Origin of the sequence: Conexibacter arvalis (assembly GCF_014199525.1) — a bacterium.
Classification (GTDB): Bacteria; Actinomycetota; Thermoleophilia; order Solirubrobacterales; family Solirubrobacteraceae; genus Conexibacter; species Conexibacter arvalis.
On the sequence record NZ_JACHNU010000001.1, the window covers coordinates 1,007,404 to 1,023,035 of the forward strand.

The 15,632-nt window shown below is 72.2% G+C and carries 15 protein-coding genes; 13 read left to right on the forward strand and 2 right to left on the reverse strand.

Annotated features, from left to right (window positions below; all coding sequences use genetic code 11):
• Positions 1-9: 9 nt before the first annotated feature.
• The 8 genes from BDZ31_RS04745 to BDZ31_RS04780 all read left to right on the forward strand — a co-directional run bounded on the left by BDZ31_RS04745 (position 10) and on the right by BDZ31_RS04780 (position 8,636).
• On the forward strand, positions 10-1,026 hold the full coding sequence (locus tag BDZ31_RS04745; RefSeq protein WP_183339489.1) for an ABC transporter permease: 1,017 nt from the start codon (positions 10-12) through the stop codon (positions 1,024-1,026).
• On the forward strand, positions 1,023-1,925 hold the full coding sequence (locus tag BDZ31_RS04750; protein ID WP_183339491.1) for an ABC transporter permease: 903 nt from the start codon (positions 1,023-1,025) through the stop codon (positions 1,923-1,925). Before BDZ31_RS04745 ends, BDZ31_RS04750 begins: the two co-directional genes overlap by 4 nt.
• Entirely contained in the window at positions 1,922-2,890 is a 969-nt protein-coding gene (locus BDZ31_RS04755; protein ID WP_183339493.1) for an ABC transporter ATP-binding protein, read from the forward strand. The genes BDZ31_RS04750 and BDZ31_RS04755 overlap by 4 nt, the downstream gene beginning before the upstream one ends.
• On the forward strand, positions 2,887-3,879 hold the full coding sequence (locus tag BDZ31_RS04760) for an oligopeptide/dipeptide ABC transporter ATP-binding protein (RefSeq protein ID WP_183339495.1): 993 nt from the start codon (positions 2,887-2,889) through the stop codon (positions 3,877-3,879). Before BDZ31_RS04755 ends, BDZ31_RS04760 begins: the two co-directional genes overlap by 4 nt.
• Entirely contained in the window at positions 3,876-4,793 is a 918-nt protein-coding gene (locus BDZ31_RS04765; RefSeq protein ID WP_183339497.1) for a nitrilase-related carbon-nitrogen hydrolase, read from the forward strand. Before BDZ31_RS04760 ends, BDZ31_RS04765 begins: the two co-directional genes overlap by 4 nt.
• Positions 4,794-4,944: 151 nt before the next feature.
• On the forward strand, positions 4,945-6,774 hold the full coding sequence (locus BDZ31_RS04770) for a serine hydrolase domain-containing protein (protein WP_183339499.1): 1,830 nt from the start codon (positions 4,945-4,947) through the stop codon (positions 6,772-6,774).
• A 283-nt stretch (positions 6,775-7,057) separates the two neighbouring features.
• Positions 7,058-7,915, forward strand: a complete 858-nt coding sequence (locus tag BDZ31_RS04775; protein ID WP_183339501.1) for a hypothetical protein — start codon at positions 7,058-7,060, stop codon at positions 7,913-7,915.
• A gap of 25 nt (positions 7,916-7,940) precedes the next feature.
• On the forward strand, positions 7,941-8,636 hold the full coding sequence (locus tag BDZ31_RS04780) for a hypothetical protein (protein WP_183339503.1): 696 nt from the start codon (positions 7,941-7,943) through the stop codon (positions 8,634-8,636).
• A gap of 149 nt (positions 8,637-8,785) precedes the next feature.
• On the opposite strand, the gene npdG is transcribed toward BDZ31_RS04780, so the two are convergent.
• Positions 8,786-9,457 carry an NADPH-dependent F420 reductase gene (gene npdG, locus BDZ31_RS04785; RefSeq protein ID WP_183339505.1) on the reverse strand — a complete coding sequence of 224 codons (672 nt, stop codon included), beginning with the start codon at positions 9,455-9,457 and terminating at the stop codon, positions 8,786-8,788.
• Between the two features lie 346 nt (positions 9,458-9,803).
• On the opposite strand from npdG, the gene BDZ31_RS04790 reads away from it, so the two are divergent.
• On the forward strand, positions 9,804-10,475 hold the full coding sequence (locus BDZ31_RS04790; protein ID WP_183339507.1) for a cupin domain-containing protein: 672 nt from the start codon (positions 9,804-9,806) through the stop codon (positions 10,473-10,475).
• Positions 10,476-10,536: 61 nt separating this feature from the next.
• Positions 10,537-11,295 (forward strand): isochorismatase family protein, encoded by a 759-nt coding sequence (locus BDZ31_RS04795; protein ID WP_183339509.1) that lies wholly within the window; start codon positions 10,537-10,539, stop codon positions 11,293-11,295.
• A 45-nt stretch (positions 11,296-11,340) separates the two neighbouring features.
• Here the strand turns inward: BDZ31_RS04795 and BDZ31_RS04800 are convergent, their stop codons facing one another.
• A complete protein-coding gene (locus tag BDZ31_RS04800; protein ID WP_183339511.1) occupies positions 11,341-12,795 on the reverse strand; it encodes a gamma-aminobutyraldehyde dehydrogenase in 1,455 nt (484 codons plus the stop codon).
• 182 nt (positions 12,796-12,977) lie between these two features.
• Here BDZ31_RS04800 and BDZ31_RS04805 point away from each other — a divergent pair, with 182 nt between their 5' ends.
• The 3 genes from BDZ31_RS04805 to BDZ31_RS04815 all read left to right on the forward strand — a co-directional run bounded on the left by BDZ31_RS04805 (position 12,978) and on the right by BDZ31_RS04815 (position 15,617).
• Complete coding sequence (locus BDZ31_RS04805; protein WP_183339513.1) at positions 12,978-13,613, forward strand: cupin domain-containing protein; 636 nt, start codon at positions 12,978-12,980, stop codon at positions 13,611-13,613.
• A gap of 68 nt (positions 13,614-13,681) precedes the next feature.
• Positions 13,682-14,587: an EamA family transporter gene (locus BDZ31_RS04810; RefSeq protein ID WP_183339515.1), complete on the forward strand. Its 906-nt coding sequence runs from the start codon at positions 13,682-13,684 to the stop codon at positions 14,585-14,587.
• A 127-nt stretch (positions 14,588-14,714) separates the two neighbouring features.
• The gene (locus tag BDZ31_RS04815) at positions 14,715-15,617 is read left to right on the forward strand and encodes a dihydrodipicolinate synthase family protein (protein ID WP_221242809.1); all 903 of its coding nucleotides are present in this window, start codon (positions 14,715-14,717) and stop codon (positions 15,615-15,617) included.
• Positions 15,618-15,632: the final 15 nt, after the last annotated feature.

The following is a 15,632-nucleotide window of genomic DNA, read 5'->3' on the forward strand; positions in this document are numbered from 1 at the left end:
CGCAGGAGGATGGCACGCTTCCTGGCGCGCCGGGCCGCCACCGCGATGGTGGTCCTGCTCGGCGTCAGCTTCATCACGTTCATGCTCGCGCGGGTCGTCCCGGCTGACCCGGCGGCCTCCTACGTCGGGCAGCACGCGCGCCCGGCCGAGGTCGAGGAGGCCCGCCGGGCGCTCGGGCTCGACCGGCCGCTGCTGGAGCAGTACTGGACCTACCTGAAGGACGTCGCCTCGGGCGACTGGGGCACGTCGATCGGCACCAAGCGGTCGGTGCTCAGCGAGATCGGCAGCCGCTTCCCGGCGACGCTGGAGCTGCTGCTGGCGGCGATCGCGATCGCCGCCGTGCTCGGGACGGTGCTCGGCGTGGTCGCCGCGCGCCGCCACGGCCGGGGGCTCGACGCCGCGCTGCGGCTGTTCAGCACGGCCGGCATCTCGATGCCCGCCTTCTGGCTCGGCCTCGTCCTCCAGATCGTCTTCTGCTATCGGCTCGGGCTGCTGCCGCCGACCGGCCGCTACGCAAGCGACCTGCAGTTCACCTCGCCGGTCGAGCAGATCACCGGATTCGTCTTGTTCGACAGCCTCGTGACGGGGAACTTCGCCGTCTTCGGCAGCGCGGTCGAGCACCTGCTGCTGCCCGCGCTGACGCTCGCCGCCTATCCGACCGGCGTGATCGCGCGGATGGTCCGCGCCAGCATGCTGGAGGCGCTGAGTCAGGACTACGTCCGCGCGGCGCGCGCGTACGGGGTGCGCGAGCGGGTGGTCGTCTGGCGGATCGCGCTGCGCAACGCGCTGCCGCCGGCGACGACCGTGCTCGGGCTGACGCTCGCGTACCTGTTGACCGGGGCCTTCTTCGTCGAGGTCGTCTTCAACTGGCCGGGGCTCGGCCAGTTCACCGCCGACGCGCTGCTCAGCTCCGACTACCCGGCGATCATGGGCGTCACGCTGCTGGGGGCGATCGGCTACATCCTCGTGAACCTCGCCGTCGATCTCGTGCAGGCGCGGCTCGACCCGCGGGTGCGGCTCTCATGAGCGCGGAGCTGGCCACGCTCCCGCGGGCGGCCGCGTCGCCGGCGCCGCGCTCGCGCCTGCGCGGCGCGTGGGAGGTCTTCGCCCGCGACCGGCTCGCGCTGGTCGGCCTGGCGATCGTCGTCCTGCTCGTGCTGGTCGCGGTGCTCGCGCCGTGGATCGCCCCCGATCCCGCGCAGGGGCGCGGCGCGGCCGCGGTCGCGCAGCGCAACCTCGCGCCGTCGCTCGACCACCTGCTCGGGACCGATCCGCTCGGGCGCGACGTGCTGAGCCGAGTGATCTTCGGTGCCCGCTCGGCGCTCGGCGTCGCGCTGGCGGTCGTGTCGCTCGCGATCGCGATCGGCGTCCCGCTCGGGCTGCTCGCCGGCTATCGCGGCGGATGGGTCGACGAGGCGATCATGCGCGTGACCGACACCTTCCTCGCGTTCCCGCCGCTGCTGCTGGCGATGGTGATCGTCAGCCTGCTCGGCCCGAGCCTCCGCAACGCCGCGCTCGCGCTCGCGATCTCGTGGTGGCCGTGGTACGCCCGCCTCGTGCGCGGCGTCGCCGCGTCGCTGCGCGAGCGGCCGTTCGTGGAGGGGGCGCGGGCGCTCGGGCTCTCCGACGCGGCGGTGATGCGGCGCCACCTGCTGCCGAACGCGCTCGGCCCGATCGTGGTCCAGGCGACGGTCGACGTCGGCTCGGTGATCCTCGCCGCCGCGTCGCTCGCCTTCCTCGGCCTCGGCGCCCAGGCGCCGGCGCCCGACTGGGGGCTGATGGTCTTCGACGGGCGCGCCGCGATCTTCGACCACTGGTGGTATTCGACCTTCGCCGGGCTGGCGATCTTCCTCGCGGTGCTCGGGTTCAACCTCGTCGGCGACGCGCTGCGGGACGCGCTCGATCCGCGGGAGGCGCGCCGATGAGCGCGCTGCTGGAGATCGAGGGGCTGAGCGTGACGATCCGGCGCGGCCGGCACGAGAGCACGCCGGTCCGCTCGGTCGACCTGCGCGTCGACGCCGGCGAGGTCGCCGGCGTCGTCGGCGAGACCGGCTGCGGCAAGACGCTGACCGGCCTCGCGACGCTCGGCCTGCTGCCGCCCGGCAGCGTCGCCCGCGGCAGCGTGCGCGTCGCCGGGCGCGAGGTGACGACGATGGACGAGCGGACGCTGCGCGAGCTGCGCGGCCGGGAGGTCGCGATGGTCTTCCAGAACGCCGCGACGGCCTTCGACCCGGTCACGACGATCGGCCGCCAGCTGACGCGCGTGATCGGGATGCGCGACCGATCCCGGGGCGGCGCCGCGACCGCAGCCGCCGTCGAGCGGCTGCGGTCGGTCGGCCTGCCCGAGCCCGATCGCGTGATGGGGAGCTACCCGCACCAGCTCTCGGGCGGGATGCTGCAGCGGGCGATGATCGCGCTCGCGCTGTCGGCCCGGCCGCGGCTGATCGTCGCCGACGAGCCGACGACCGCGCTCGACGTGACGGTCGCACGGCGCGTCCGGCGCCTGCTGCTCACGCTCCAGCAGGAGCACGGCTTCGGCGTCGTCTTCATCACCCACGACCTCGCCGAGGCGCGCGACCTCTGCACCTCGGTCAACGTCCTGTACGCCGGCACGGTCGTCGAGTCGGGACCGGTCGAGCAGGTGCTCGACGGGCCGGCCCATCCGTACACGCGGGCGCTGCTCGCCGCGCTGCCCCGGCTCGACGCGCCCGCGAGACGGCTCGCGTCGCTGGCGGGGACGGTGCCGCGCAGCGACGCGGCGGTCGCCGGCTGCCTGTTCGCGAACCGCTGCGCGGAGGCGTTCGAGCGCTGCCGGCACGAGCGTCCGCGGAGCCGTGCGGTCGACGACGATCGCACCGCGGCCTGCCATCTCTGGGAGGAGGCGCGATGACCGCCGCCCTGCTCGAGGTCGACGGCCTGGTCAAGCAGTTCGGCCGCCACGGCGCCCGCGCCGTCGACGGCGTCGACCTGCGGCTGGTCGAAGGCGAGGCGCTCGCGATCGTCGGCGAGTCGGGCTCCGGCAAGACGACGCTGGCGCGCTGCCTGCTCGGGCTGATCGAGCCGAGCGCCGGGACCGTCCGCCTCTGCGGCGCCGATCTCGCGTCGCTGCCCCGGCGGCGGCGGCGGGCGGTGCGCGCACGGGCCCAGATCGTCTTCCAGAACCCGCTCGCGTCGCTCAACCCGCGCATGACGGTCGAGCGGCTGGTGGCGGAGCCGCTGCGGCTCCACGCCGGCCTGCGGGGAGAGCGGCTGAGCGAGCGCGTCGACGCGCTGCTCGGCGACGTCGGTCTCGACGCCGGCCACCGGCGGCGCTATCCGCACGAGCTGTCGGGCGGACAGGCGCAGCGCGTCGCGATCGCCCGTGCGCTGGCGTGCGAGCCGTCGCTGCTGGTGCTCGACGAGCCGACCTCGGCGCTCGACGTCTCCGTGCAGGCCCAGATCCTCAACCTGCTCGCCGACCTGCGCGACCGGCACGGGCTGGCGTACCTGCTGATCTCCCACGACCTCGCCGTCGTGCGGAACCTCTGCACGCGCGTGGGGGTGATGTTCGCGGGACGGTTGGTGGAGGTCGGGGAGGCCGGCGCCGTCTTCGCCGCGCCGCGCCATCCCTACACCGCGGAGCTGCTCGCCTCGGCGCCAGGCGCGGGCCGCGCCGCGCTCATGGCCGGCGAGGAGGCGGCCGACCCGGGCGGGCCGCGCCGCTCCGGCGGCTGTCACTACGCGCCGCGCTGCGCGCGACGCGCCGAGCTGGACGGTCCCGAGGCGTGTGCGCGCGACCGGCCGACGCTCCCGGACGGCGCCGACGGCGCCGCCTGCCACTTCGCCCTTGCAACGCGGCGCGAGGGGCGCGCCCATCACGACGAAGGTGTTTCACTGTGAACCGGATCATTGGCATCGCGGCCGTCCAGGTCGCTCCCGTCGCGTACGACGTCGAGGCGACCTTCCGCTCGTTCGAGCAGCACGTGCGACAGCTGGCGGCGAGCGTGCCGTCCGCCGTCCTGCACGTCTTCCCCGAGTTCTACCTGCCGGCGCTCGGCAGCTATGACGAGCCGGCGCCCTCCGGGTGGGCGAGCGCCGTCGCCGAGCCGATCCCGGGTCCGACGACCGAGCGCGTCGCCGAGCTGGCGCGCGAGGTCGGGAAGTGGATCGTGCCGGGATCGCTGGTCGAGCGGGCCGGCGACGCGCTGCACAACACGACGGTCGTGATCGGGCCCGACGGGGAGCTGGTGGCCGCCTACCGGAAGCTGTTCCCGTGGATGCCGCACGAGAACAGCGTCCCCGGCGATCGCTACGTGACGTTCGACGTCCCGCGCGTCGGCCGCTTCGGGCTGGCGATCTGCTACGACGGCTGGGTCCCGGAGATCTCGCGCACGCTCGCGTGGATGGGGGCGGAGGTGATCCTGCAGCCGACCTACACGCGCAGCATCGACCGCGAGCAGGAGCTGGTGCTCGCGCGCGCGAACGCGATCGCCAACCAGCTGTACGTCGTCAACCCCAACATCGGCGGCCTGTTCGGCACCGGGCGCAGCACGATCATCGATCCCGAGGGACGGGTGCTCGCGCAGGGGGCGAGCGGCGAGGAGTACCTCAGCGCCTTCCTCGACCTCGACCTCGTCGCGACGGTGCGCGAGCACGGCACGGCCGGACTCAACCAGCTGTGGAAGCAGCTGCGCGACTTCCCGCCGCCGTTCCCGCCCGCGCTGGAGAGCTATGCGGCCGGCGAGATCATGCGCGACCTCGGCCCCCTGCGGGCGCCCGCGGCGCGGCCGTGCGCGCCGCCGACCCGCGCGTAGCGCCCGCGGCGGCGTCGCATGCCTGCAAGGCATGCGACCGTGGGAAGCGGGCATTGGATCGGCGCGGCCGGCTCGTCGAGACTCGCACCGCACTCGTGTGAGCGGCGGCGCGGCCGAGGCCGCGCCGCCCCGATCGACTCGGAGGTGAGTCGTGTCCAGATCCACTGGCATGCGGCCGGCTGCCCGTGCGCGCAGACGCGCGGTCGCCGGCCTCTCGACGACGGCGGCCGCGCTCGCCGCGGGGCTCGCGCTCGCGGCGACGGCGGCCGCGATCCCGGTCCCGGACGACCCGCTGACAGGCTCGGGCGCCGTCGCGCGCACCCTGCTGACGAGAGCCGACCTGACCAGCGGCGCGAGCACAGCGCCGGTCTCCGACGGCGCCTTCGCGCTGCCTGCGGCCGCCGCCCCGCCGAGACACGACTTCGAAGGGACGCTGACGCTCGAGAACACCGCGACCGGGGGCGGCTTCAAGGAGATCGTCGACACCGACTCGCGCACGTCGAGAGCCGACAGCCCCTGGAAGCACCTGCCGCCGTTCTCGGTGACGCTCGTGCAGAACGGCAGCCACCTGATCCCGACCAAGCGCGGTCTCACATACACCGGCAGCCCGACCTACAACCTCGTCGTCAGCCCGGGGCGCGTCTGGAGCGAGAGCGGCGACGGCGGGATGACGCGGGCGGCGCTGCCGTTCGCGCTGGTGGAGCGCAACGCCAACTGCGTCCACAACGGGGTGCTCACGTTCCTGTTCGACGACGCGACGACGACGCAGGCGCGCTACCAGGTGACCCAGGAGACCTGCCGCTACCAGAAGAACGACATGTGGGGCCAGCTGCCCGTCACCGTCAGACGATTCGCCGTCCCGGGCGCCGCCGCGATCGAGGACGCGTACGCGACCGAGGTCGGCGACCGCCTGCCGACGAAGCCGATCGCGGCGCTCGCGACCGACCACCCGTCGGCCGGGCTCGACCTGAGCAGATTCGGCGGCGGCATCTCGGCGGCCCACATGAGCGCGTACGGCGTCGTCGTGAACGGCGTCAACTACACCGGCGGCTGCGGGACGCGGTACGGGACCTACGCCTTCTGCGACCAGCTGCTGCTGCCGTCGTACTCGACCGCGAAGTCGGCCTTCGCCGGGACCGCCTTCATGCGGTTGGCGCAGCTCTACGGCGGCTCGGTCGCGAACGAGTCGATCGGCAGATGGGTGCCGGAGACGGCGGGCGCCGCGGGCACGTGGAGCGACGTGACGCTCGACAACGCGCTCGACATGGCGACCGGCAACTACGCGCTCGCCGGTTACGAATCTGACGAGAACAGCCTCAAGATGACGGCGTTCCTCACCGCCGAGTCCTACGCCGACAAGATGGCGAAGGCGCTGGTCTTCCCGCGCAAGGCGACGCCGGGGACCAAGTGGATCTACCACACCTCCGACACCTTCCTCGCCACGCGCGCGCAGAACGCGATCCTCCGGTCGCACCAGGGCAGCGGGGCGGAGATCTTCGCGATGCTGCGCGACGACGTCTTCAAGCCGCTGAAGCTCGCGCCGGAGACGTGGGAGAGCGAGCGAACCGACAACAGCCCCACCGGCGCGGCATGGGGCGGCTACGGCCTGGTGTGGACCACGGACGCGATCGCGAAGGTCGCGAAGCTGCACAACAACGACGGCGGCAGAATCGCCGGCGCGCAGGTGCTGAGCCCGACCGCGCTCGCGGCGTCGATGCAGAGAGACCCGGCCGACCGCGGTCTCACCACCAGCGGCCCCACGCCGTTCAAGTACAACAACGGCTTCTGGGCGCTGCAGTTCACGCCCGCGGCCTACCCCCAGTACAGATGCTCGTTCTACGTGCCGTTCATGTCCGGCTACGGAGGAATCACCGTCGCGATGGCGCCCAACGGGGCGACGTACTACTACTTCAGCGACAACAACGAGTTCGCCTGGGCCGGCGCCGTCAACGAGACCGCGAAGATCGCGCCGATGTGCTGACCGCCGCCGACGCCCCCGGCCAGGAGGCTGGGGGCGCTCCGCGGATCCCCGGGGAGCGTCGCTGCGACGGCCACCTGCAGTCACCCGGGTGAAGGTGCGCCTGGCGGGTCCGCAGCGGGCATCGCGCCGCTACAGTCGCCGTCGTCGATGCAACCAGGTTCGCGTTCCGCCAGGTACCGGATCTCACCGGGCAGGGGGATGCATGTCGGGGCGTGAACGCTGTCGATCGGCTCGGCCGGCGACGGGTCGGCCGCTGTCGCGCGGGGGCCTCGTGGGAGGGGCTGTGGCACTCGCGATGATCGTGGTCGGCTGCGGCAGCGGGGCTGATGGCGACGGTGGGGTCGAGCGGTCCGCAACGATCGAGCGGGACCCTGCCGGTGACGTCATCGACTACCGCGCCGCCGACCGGCTGCTGGCGGAGCCGGATCTCGATCCGAGAACGTTCGCGCGAGCGGTGGCGGCCGACCGCCCCGACCTCGACCTGCGGGAGGCTCGACTCGCGACCGCGGGCCGGACGCTGAGGCTGAGCGTCAGAACCGAGGCGCCGATCGGGACCGCGACGCTCGAGCTCACCGCATCCGCAGATGAGAGCTGCGCAGACGCACAGCTCACCGTCTACATCCGGGTCGGCGGGGATGGCGAGACGACCGTCCGCGCGACCGACCTTCCCGACCGACCAGCCAGAGCGGTCAAGGCAGCGGTCGAGATCGACGGATCGCAGCTGACGCTCACGCTGCCGCTGAAGGCCGCTGCGAGGTTCCCACGATGGCATCTGTCGAGCTACGACACGCCGCCGGAACAGGCCATGACCGCCCGCTACGGCGACATGGTTCCGGAGTGGGGCATCGAACGCGTCGAGTTCACCCGCGGGACCGGCGCTCCCGTGGGCGCTCGCGCGCTACAGCGCACGCTCCACCATGCCGGACGGGCGCAGCGTCCCGCTCGTCTGCCAGGCCTTCGGTCGGCTGTTCGAAGGGCAGCTCGGGATGCTGCAGGTCGACGACGTCTTTCGTCCGCTGCCGCCGACGATCGGTGGATGCGCGGAGGAGAGCCTGACCGGCTTCGTTGGGGAGGGCGACAGCCTGCGGCTCGCGCGCGAGCCGCTCGGCGGATGCACCCTCTTCGGGCCCCCGGCACGTGATCGGCCTGCTTGCGAGAGACGAGATGTGCGCACGATCCGCAGCGGCATCCTCGGCCGCGGCATCGTCGGCCTCGCCGTCAGGACCGGCCAGAACCGTTGGCGCACGGTGCCGCTCGGCGAGGACGGCGCGTACATCCTCGCGCAACGCGGCCTCTTCACCGCCAGATCGATCCCGCCGCTGCGCGTGACCGCGACCCTGTGCGGCCCGAACGCCCGCCATGACCTCCTCGGGCTCTACCAAGCGGCTCGCAGAGGCTGCACCGTCACCTACGAGCTTCCGAACGGACCCCGTCCGGCGAGAGAATCGCCCGCATCCAGACGCGCGCGCCGGGCAGCGCGCCTCGACGTGCCGGTTCGCGTCGAGCGAGATCCTCGGGCGGCAGCGTCGGTCGCCTACCGGATCGCGTTTCGCATCCCGATAACGATCGCGACCGCGCTGGAGTTCTACACCTGGCGGATCACCGGCCCTTCAGCGCCGGCCTGCAAGCGCACCCGGTCGGCCGCGAGCACCTACCAGAGCTATCTCTGGACCGCGGGCAGAACCGTACGTCTGCCGCTCTGGCCGCCGAACAGCCGATCCGACTGGTGCCCGGGCAGATACACCGTGACGGTCGCGTTCACGCAGGCCTACGCCACCCGGGCGCACGGCAGAAGGAAGTCGGTCGTCCGTACCCGCTCCAAGAAGATCGGAACGGCCCACTTCACCGTCCCGCGGCACTGACGCCGGCGCTGCGAGGGGCGGCCTGCCGGGCTGTGCTGAGCGGCGCGCATCCACCACAGCCCGCTGCGCCGCGCCACCGGGGGCGGCTGAGCCCGCGCGAGAGCTGGTCGGCGCAGCGCGGCCCCGACCGCGGTCGGCGCCGCGCCGCCTCAGTCCAGGCCGGTGATGCGGATGCCGGTGTGCGTTCTGTTGCGGATGTTGAGACCGATCAGCAGCGGGGTGAGCGACTCGGCGATCCGGCTCGCCTCCAGCTTGCCTCCGTCGATCGCGCGCAGCCCGGGTACGAGCGAGAGCAGCTCGATCACCGCAGCCTTCTGCGCTCTGTCGTCGCCGCAGACGAGGGTGTCCTGATCGAGGGCGCGGTCGAGCCGCTCCAGATCCGCGGCGCTGATCGTGTGCAGGCCCGAGACCACCCCGACGTGCGCCGGCAGCAGCGCGCGCGCCTGCTGCGCGGCCGAGCCGTGCCAGACCCCCAGCACGTGGGTCGGACGGCCACCGACCGCGGGGGCGAGCGGCACGGTCGCGTCGAGCACGATCTGGCCCTCTCGCAACGCGGGAGCGATCGATCTCAACGTCGCGGCCTGGCTCGCGAACGGGACCGTCAGCACCACGATCGTGCCCGCGGCCGCGACCGCGTCCTCGTTGCGGGTGCCGTCGAAGCGGCCGTCGGGGCACGAGGCCGCGGCGCGCTCGGCTGCGGCGCGCGCTCTCGCCTCATCGCGCGAACCGATGGTGACCGGCACGCCGACGCTGCCGAGCCGGAGCGCCAGCCCGTAGCCAAGCGCGCCGGTGCCGCCGAGGATCGCCACCTTCTCTGCCATTGGGTTCCTTTCGGGGTTGGACTCGGTGCCGGGCGTCGGAGGAGCCGGACCGATCCGGTCGTCTGTCGTGATCTCGCACGTCGGTTGGGAATGCGCCCCGTCCGCTTCGGACGACGACGCTGGTGTGTCGCGCGAGGTCGCGCGCGCCTTCCGCTCTGCAGCATGGTTGACGTTCGTAGGCCTCCCGTTCCAACCAGGGTGCATCGCGGAAGGCGCGTGGTGCGCGATGCGGCACTGGCACCCTGCCGTCCCTCGTGTGAGTTCTTCAGTACAACTGAAGGACTTGTACACTATCACTACTTCACGATGCGGTATGGACCGCGTTGGTGGGCAAGGGAGGGACGCAATGGCCAAACCGGTCGTACGCGCGCATCAGAGAGACATCGACGAGCTCCCGTGGAGGCAGATCGCCGGCGGCTCCGGGTCGTTCGAGCGCGTCATCGCGCTCGACGAGGCGAACGGTTCCGCGACGCGGTTCCTGAAGCTCGAGCCAGGCGCCTCGCTGCCGGCGGAGCGGCTCGACCGCTGGGAGGAGACGTACGTGCTGGAGGGCGCGTTCGAGCGTGACGGGGTCGCGTACCGGGCCGGCTCCTACATCTGCCAGCGGCCGGGCGAGGCGCGTGCCGCCACCGCCTCGGCCGACGGCGCGCTCGTCTTCCAGCTGCGCGACTTCAACGACGTCCTCGACAAGGAGTCGGTCGCGTGGACCGCGGAGGCGCTCGAGGCGCTGCCGTGGGAGCGGATCCCCTACCGCGACGACGACTTCGAGCAGAAGGTGCTCTCCCAGGGCCCGTCCGGCTCGCTGACCGCGCTCGGTCGCATCGAGGCGGGGGCGCGCACGACCGAGCCCGACCTGCACGACTTCGACGAGGAGGTCCTGATCTTCGACGGCGCGTGCAGCTCGCACCGCGGCGTCTACCGTGCGGGGACGTACACGTGCATGCCCGCCGGCGCCGAGGACGGTCCGTTCGTGTTCGACGAGCGGCTGACCTGTCTGGAGATCAAGAACTACTCCTAGCGGCGATGGCGACGTGCACGAACACGACAACAGCGGCGGGGACGCCGGGAGGCGAGACGGAATGAGTGGTTGGGACGCGTACATCACGGAGCGGGACAAGAGACTGTTTCCGCTGACCGGATACGGCGAGCGCGGCGGCTTCGGCGAGCGACCGGTGCTGCTCGTGATCGACGTCTCCTACGCCTTCACCGGCGACGGCCCCGAGCCGATCTTCGAGTCGATCAAGAGATGGCACAACAGCGCGGGCGAGGCGGCGTGGAGAGCGATCGCCCAGATCCAGCGTCTGATCGCGGCCGCGCGCGAGCGGCGGCTGCCGATCTTCTACACGACCGGCCCGCAGGCGCCGATCGCCGGCGACTTCGGCATGGGCCGCTGGAAGGACAAGTGCGGCCGCGAGACCGAGGACCTCGAGCCCGAGCGGGCCAACCGGATCGTCCGCGAGATCGAGCCGGGACCGGCCGACGTCGTGATCGAGAAGGGCAAGTCGAGCGCCTTCTTCGGGACGCTGCTGCCCTCCTACCTGGCCGACCTCGGCGCCGACTCGATCATCACCTGCGGCGTCGCCACGAGCGGCTGCGTCCGCGCAAGCGTCAACGACGGCTTCTCCTACAACTACAGAATGATCGTCGTCGAGGAGGGGACGTTCGACCGCGCCGAGGCCTCGCACTGGGTCAACCTCTTCGACATGCACATGAAGTACGCCGACGTGCTCAGAGTCGACGAGGTGCTGGAGTACATCGGCACGCTGCCCGACGACCTGTTCGTCGACCGCATGCCGATCCTGAAGCGCGCCGCCGCCGGCGGGCTCGCGGCCCGCTGAGCGGGTGCGGCTGCGGGACGGCGCCGCCGCCCCGCAGCCGCGGCCTCAGCCGGCGGCGCCGTCAGCGATCATCACGTGCTTGACGTCGGTGTAGTCGTCGAGCGAGTACGCGCTCATGTCCTTGCCGTAGCCGGACGCCTTGTAGCCGCCGTGCGGCATCTCGGAGACGAGCGGGAGGTGGGTGTTGACCCACACGCAGCCGGCGTGGATCGCGCGCGAGGCGCGCATCGCGCGGCCGACGTCGGCGGTCCACACCGAGGAGGCGAGGCCGAACGGCGTGTCGTTGGCGAGCTGCAGCGCCTCCTCCTCGTCGGCGAACGGCTGCACGGTGACGACCGGACCGAAGATCTCCTCTTGGACGACGTCGTCGTCCTGCCGCGCGCCGGCGAGCACGGTCGGCTCGTAGAACGACCCGTCGGTGAGCGCGTCGGGGACGCGCCCGCCGGTGACGAGCTCGACGTGCGCCGGCCGCTCGTCGACGAAACGCGCCACGCGCGCGCGGTGGCCGAGCGAGTTGAGCGGCCCGAGCGTCGTCTCGGGCGCGAGCGTGTCGCCGAGCACGAGCTTGCGCGCCTCGGCGGCGAGCCCGTCGACGACCTTGTCGTAGACGTCCTTCGCCGCCAGCACGCGCGTCGCCGCGGTGCAGTCCTGCCCGGCGTTGAAGAATGCCGCGGTCGCGAGCCCGGGAAGCGCCGTCTCCAGGTCGGCGTCGTCGAAGACGATCGCCGGCGCCTTGCCGCCGAGCTCGAGGTGGAGGCGCTTGACGCCGTCCGCGGCGAGCCGGGCGATGTGCTGCCCGGTCGAGACCGAGCCGGTCAGCGAGACCATCGCGACATCGCGATGCAGCACCAGCGAGTCGCCGATCGCCGAGCCGTGGCCGGCGATCACGTTGAGCACGCCGGGCGGCAGCAGCTCGGCGCAGAGGCGACCGAGCGCGAGCGTCGTGACCGGCGTCGTGCGGGCCGGCTTGAGCACGACCGTGTTGCCGGCCGCGAGCGCCGGGCCGATCTTCCAGACGGCCATCATCAGCGGGTAGTTCCACGGCGCGATCTGGCCGACCACGCCGATCGCTTCGCGCCGAGTGAACGACGTGTGGCCCGCGAGGTACTCGTCGGCGGCGCGTCCTTCCAGGCAGCGCGCGGCGCCCGCGAAGAAGCGCAGGTTGTCGATCGCCAGCGTGACGTCCTCCTCCAGCAGCCCGGTGATCGGCTTGCCGGCGTCGAGCGCCTCGAGCCGCGCGAACCGCTCGGCGTCGTCCTCGAGCGCCTGCGCGACCCGCAGCAGCGCCTCCGCCCGCGCGCGCGGCGTCGCGCCGGACCAGGCGGGGAACGCGGCGCGCGCGGCCGCGACCGCGCGGTCGACGTCGGCCTCCGTCGAGACCGGCACCGTCGCGATCGCCGCCCCGGTCGCCGGGTTGACGACGGCCTCGGTGCGGTGGTCGGAGGCGGCGGTCAGCTCGCCGCCGACGAGGTTGAGCAGTTCTTCGGGCACGCTGTGCATCGATTCCTCCCTTGGTGGGGTCGAGAATTCGATGTTACTGAACATCTGGCCCCATGATTTTCATTCTTATTAAAACATCCCGCGAACATCTCGGGATCCTGCAGTCCTGCGGTGTTTCGCGTGCACGGCGTGTGCACGCGGATTGAACTTTTCCCGCGTTGTCCCTGGTAGGGTGTCCGAGTATGGGGGCTGATCGGCAAGCACCAGCGGCATCGGCAGATGGCGCCTCCGAGGACGAGCTCGACGGCGTGCGCCTCGGCGGCCAGCTGCGCGCGATCCGGACCGACCAGGGCTTGACGCTGCAGGAGCTGGCGGGGCGCGCCGGCGTCTCGCAGAGCCTGATCTCGCAGGTGGAGCGAGGCATCGCCAGCCCGTCGATCACGACGCTGCGGCGGCTTGCCGCCGCGCTCAACGTCCCGATCGCCGCGCTGTTCGTCGAGCACGACCAGGCGGAGAGCAGCGCCGAAGAGCTGGACGGCAAGCGGATCATCGTCCGAAGAGGCGAACGCAAGGGGCTGCGGGTGCAGCGCTCTCGCGTCGAGTACGAGCTGCTGACGCCCGACCTCAACCGGGCGATCGAGTTCCTGTGGATCGAGTACGCGCCGCGCTCGCGCACGCATCCGACGCCGATGTCGCATCCGGGCGAGGAGAACGCCGTCTGCATCGAGGGTACGGTCGTCGTCACGATCGAGGGGCGCGAGTACGTGCTCGGCCCCGGCGACAGCATCTCGTTCGACAGCGGCCGGCCGCATCAGGTCGAGAACCGCTCGGGCGAGCGGGCGGTGCTGGTCTCGGCGATCACGCCGCCGTCGTTCTGACGGCGGCTGACCGCGTCCTGGGGCGAGGACAAATTTCAATGTAGTTGCCCCGCTGTTACAGTGGGGCTGTGGAGGTGGTCTCATCGCAGGCGTCGCCGGCCGCGGCCGGCGGAGCGCCGTGGCGCCCGTCGCGGCCCGCCGGCATCGCGTTCGCGTTCACCGACGTCCTGTTCGTCGGGACCTCCTTCATCGCGTTCGCCGCGGTCGGCGGCTACCCGACCGCGACCGGGCAGGCGCTGCGCTACGCGCTGGTCGCCGCGGTCCTGCTGATGACGCTGCCGTCCGCGCGGCGCCGGCTGCCGTCGCGCCGCGACATGGTCGCGATGCTCGTGCTGTCGGCTGGCGGAGTCGTCGGCTCCAACGTCCTGACGGTCGCCGCGGTGCGCGAGATCGGGCCGGCGTCGACCGGGATGATCGTGGGCTGTCTGCCGGTGGCGCTCGCGCTGCTGGCGCCGCTGGCCGAGCGGCGCCGGCCGGCGCGGCGGAGCCTCGTCGCGGCGGTGCTCGTGTCGCTCGGCGTCGCGGTGCTCTCCGGCGGCGGCGCGCTGTCGCCGTTGGGCGCCGCGGAGGCGATCGGCGGCCTGCTGCTGCAGGCCGGCTTCATGGTCGCGATCGGCGGGTTCCTCGCGCGGCTCGGGGCGCATCGGGTCGCCGCGTGGACCTGCCTCGCGGCGGCGGGCGTCTCCGGTGGCGCGGCGCTGCTGCTCGACCCGTCCTTCGCCGCTCCGCGGGTCGGCGAGGCGGTCGCGATCGTCTATCTCGGGCTGTTCGTGACCGCGGCGGCGTTCCTCTGCTGGAGCTTCGCGGTGCTCACGCTCGGCGCAGAGCGGATGGGGCTGTTCGTCGGCGGCGTGCCGATGCTCGCGCTGGTCAGCGCGGTCGTGCTCGGGCACGACGCGCTGACGGTCAGCGCGACGCTGGGCTGCGCGGCGATCGTCGCCGGCGTGGTGTTCGGGTTGGGCGGCGAGCGATAGACGGCGTGGAGGCGGTCTTCAACTCAGTTGCAATCGAGTTGAAGAGTCTCTACACTCAGCCTTAAGAGAGGCCGTGCCGTCCTGGTCATGGCGTGAAAGGAGCTACGTGGCTGAGACTGTGGGAGTGATGCCCCCGTGCGTCACCATCTTCGACGAGGGCGGGGCCGTCGACGAGGCGCGCACGAAGGAACACGTCGACTGGTTGCTCGACGCCGGCGTCCACGCGCTGCTGGCACTGGGCACCTGCGGCGAGTTCTTCTCGTTCGAGACCGATGAGCGCGAGCGGCTGGCGGCGAAGTTCGTCGAGTGGGTCGACGGCCGCGTGCCGCTCTACATCGGCGTGATGGACACGTCGACCGACAAGGCGGTCCGGCTGGCGAAGGCCGCGGAGGCGGCGGGCGCGACTGGCGTCATGAGCGTCGCCCCGTACTACTCCAGCCCGCCGCGTCGGGAGGTCATGCAGTACTTCCGCGACATCGCCGCGGCGGTCGACATCCCGTTCATCGTGTACAACAACCCGCCCGCGTCGGGCGTCTCGCTGGAGACCGCCGACCTCGCAGAGCTGGCCAACGACGGCACCGCGAAGATCGTCAAGGAGTCGCACGGCGATCCCGCGCGGATCCACGACCTCAAGCTGACCGTTCCCGCCGACGTGCCGGTCCTCTACGGCGAGGACTACGGCGCCTTCGAGGCGATCTGCGGCGGCGCCGACGGCTGGGTCGCCGGCGTCAGCAACTTCATGCCGCACGAGGCGGTCAAGCTGTGGAACCTCGCCCGGAGCGGCGACCTCGAGGCGGCGCGCGAGCAGTGGTACCGGATCCTGCCGCTCGTGAACATGACCTCGATCAAGCCGATGTTCGGGCGCCCCGACGAGCGCCCCGACTTCATCCAGATCTTCAAGGCCGGCCTCGACCGGATCGGGCGCACCGGGGGCCCCTGCCGTCGCCCGCTGCTCCCGCTGCCGCCGGAGGACGTCCACTACCTGCACAGACTGATGGACGAGATCGGGCTGACCCCCGTCGCGGCCTGACGCCCGGCGAACCGA

Coding starts and splice junctions, on each gene's coding strand:
- BDZ31_RS04815 (WP_221242809.1), top strand. CDS start 14,715: ATGCCCCCGTGCGTCACCATCTTCGACGAGGGCGGGGCCGTCGACGAG.
- npdG (WP_183339505.1), bottom strand. CDS start 9,457: ATGGCAGAGAAGGTGGCGATCCTCGGCGGCACCGGCGCGCTTGGCTAC.
- BDZ31_RS04755 (WP_183339493.1), top strand. CDS start 1,922: ATGAGCGCGCTGCTGGAGATCGAGGGGCTGAGCGTGACGATCCGGCGC.
- BDZ31_RS04745 (WP_183339489.1), top strand. CDS start 10: ATGGCACGCTTCCTGGCGCGCCGGGCCGCCACCGCGATGGTGGTCCTG.
- BDZ31_RS04805 (WP_183339513.1), top strand. CDS start 12,978: ATGGGGGCTGATCGGCAAGCACCAGCGGCATCGGCAGATGGCGCCTCC.
- BDZ31_RS04795 (WP_183339509.1), top strand. CDS start 10,537: ATGAGTGGTTGGGACGCGTACATCACGGAGCGGGACAAGAGACTGTTT.
- BDZ31_RS04790 (WP_183339507.1), top strand. CDS start 9,804: ATGGCCAAACCGGTCGTACGCGCGCATCAGAGAGACATCGACGAGCTC.
- BDZ31_RS04800 (WP_183339511.1), bottom strand. CDS start 12,795: ATGCACAGCGTGCCCGAAGAACTGCTCAACCTCGTCGGCGGCGAGCTG.
- BDZ31_RS04750 (WP_183339491.1), top strand. CDS start 1,023: ATGAGCGCGGAGCTGGCCACGCTCCCGCGGGCGGCCGCGTCGCCGGCG.
- BDZ31_RS04760 (WP_183339495.1), top strand. CDS start 2,887: ATGACCGCCGCCCTGCTCGAGGTCGACGGCCTGGTCAAGCAGTTCGGC.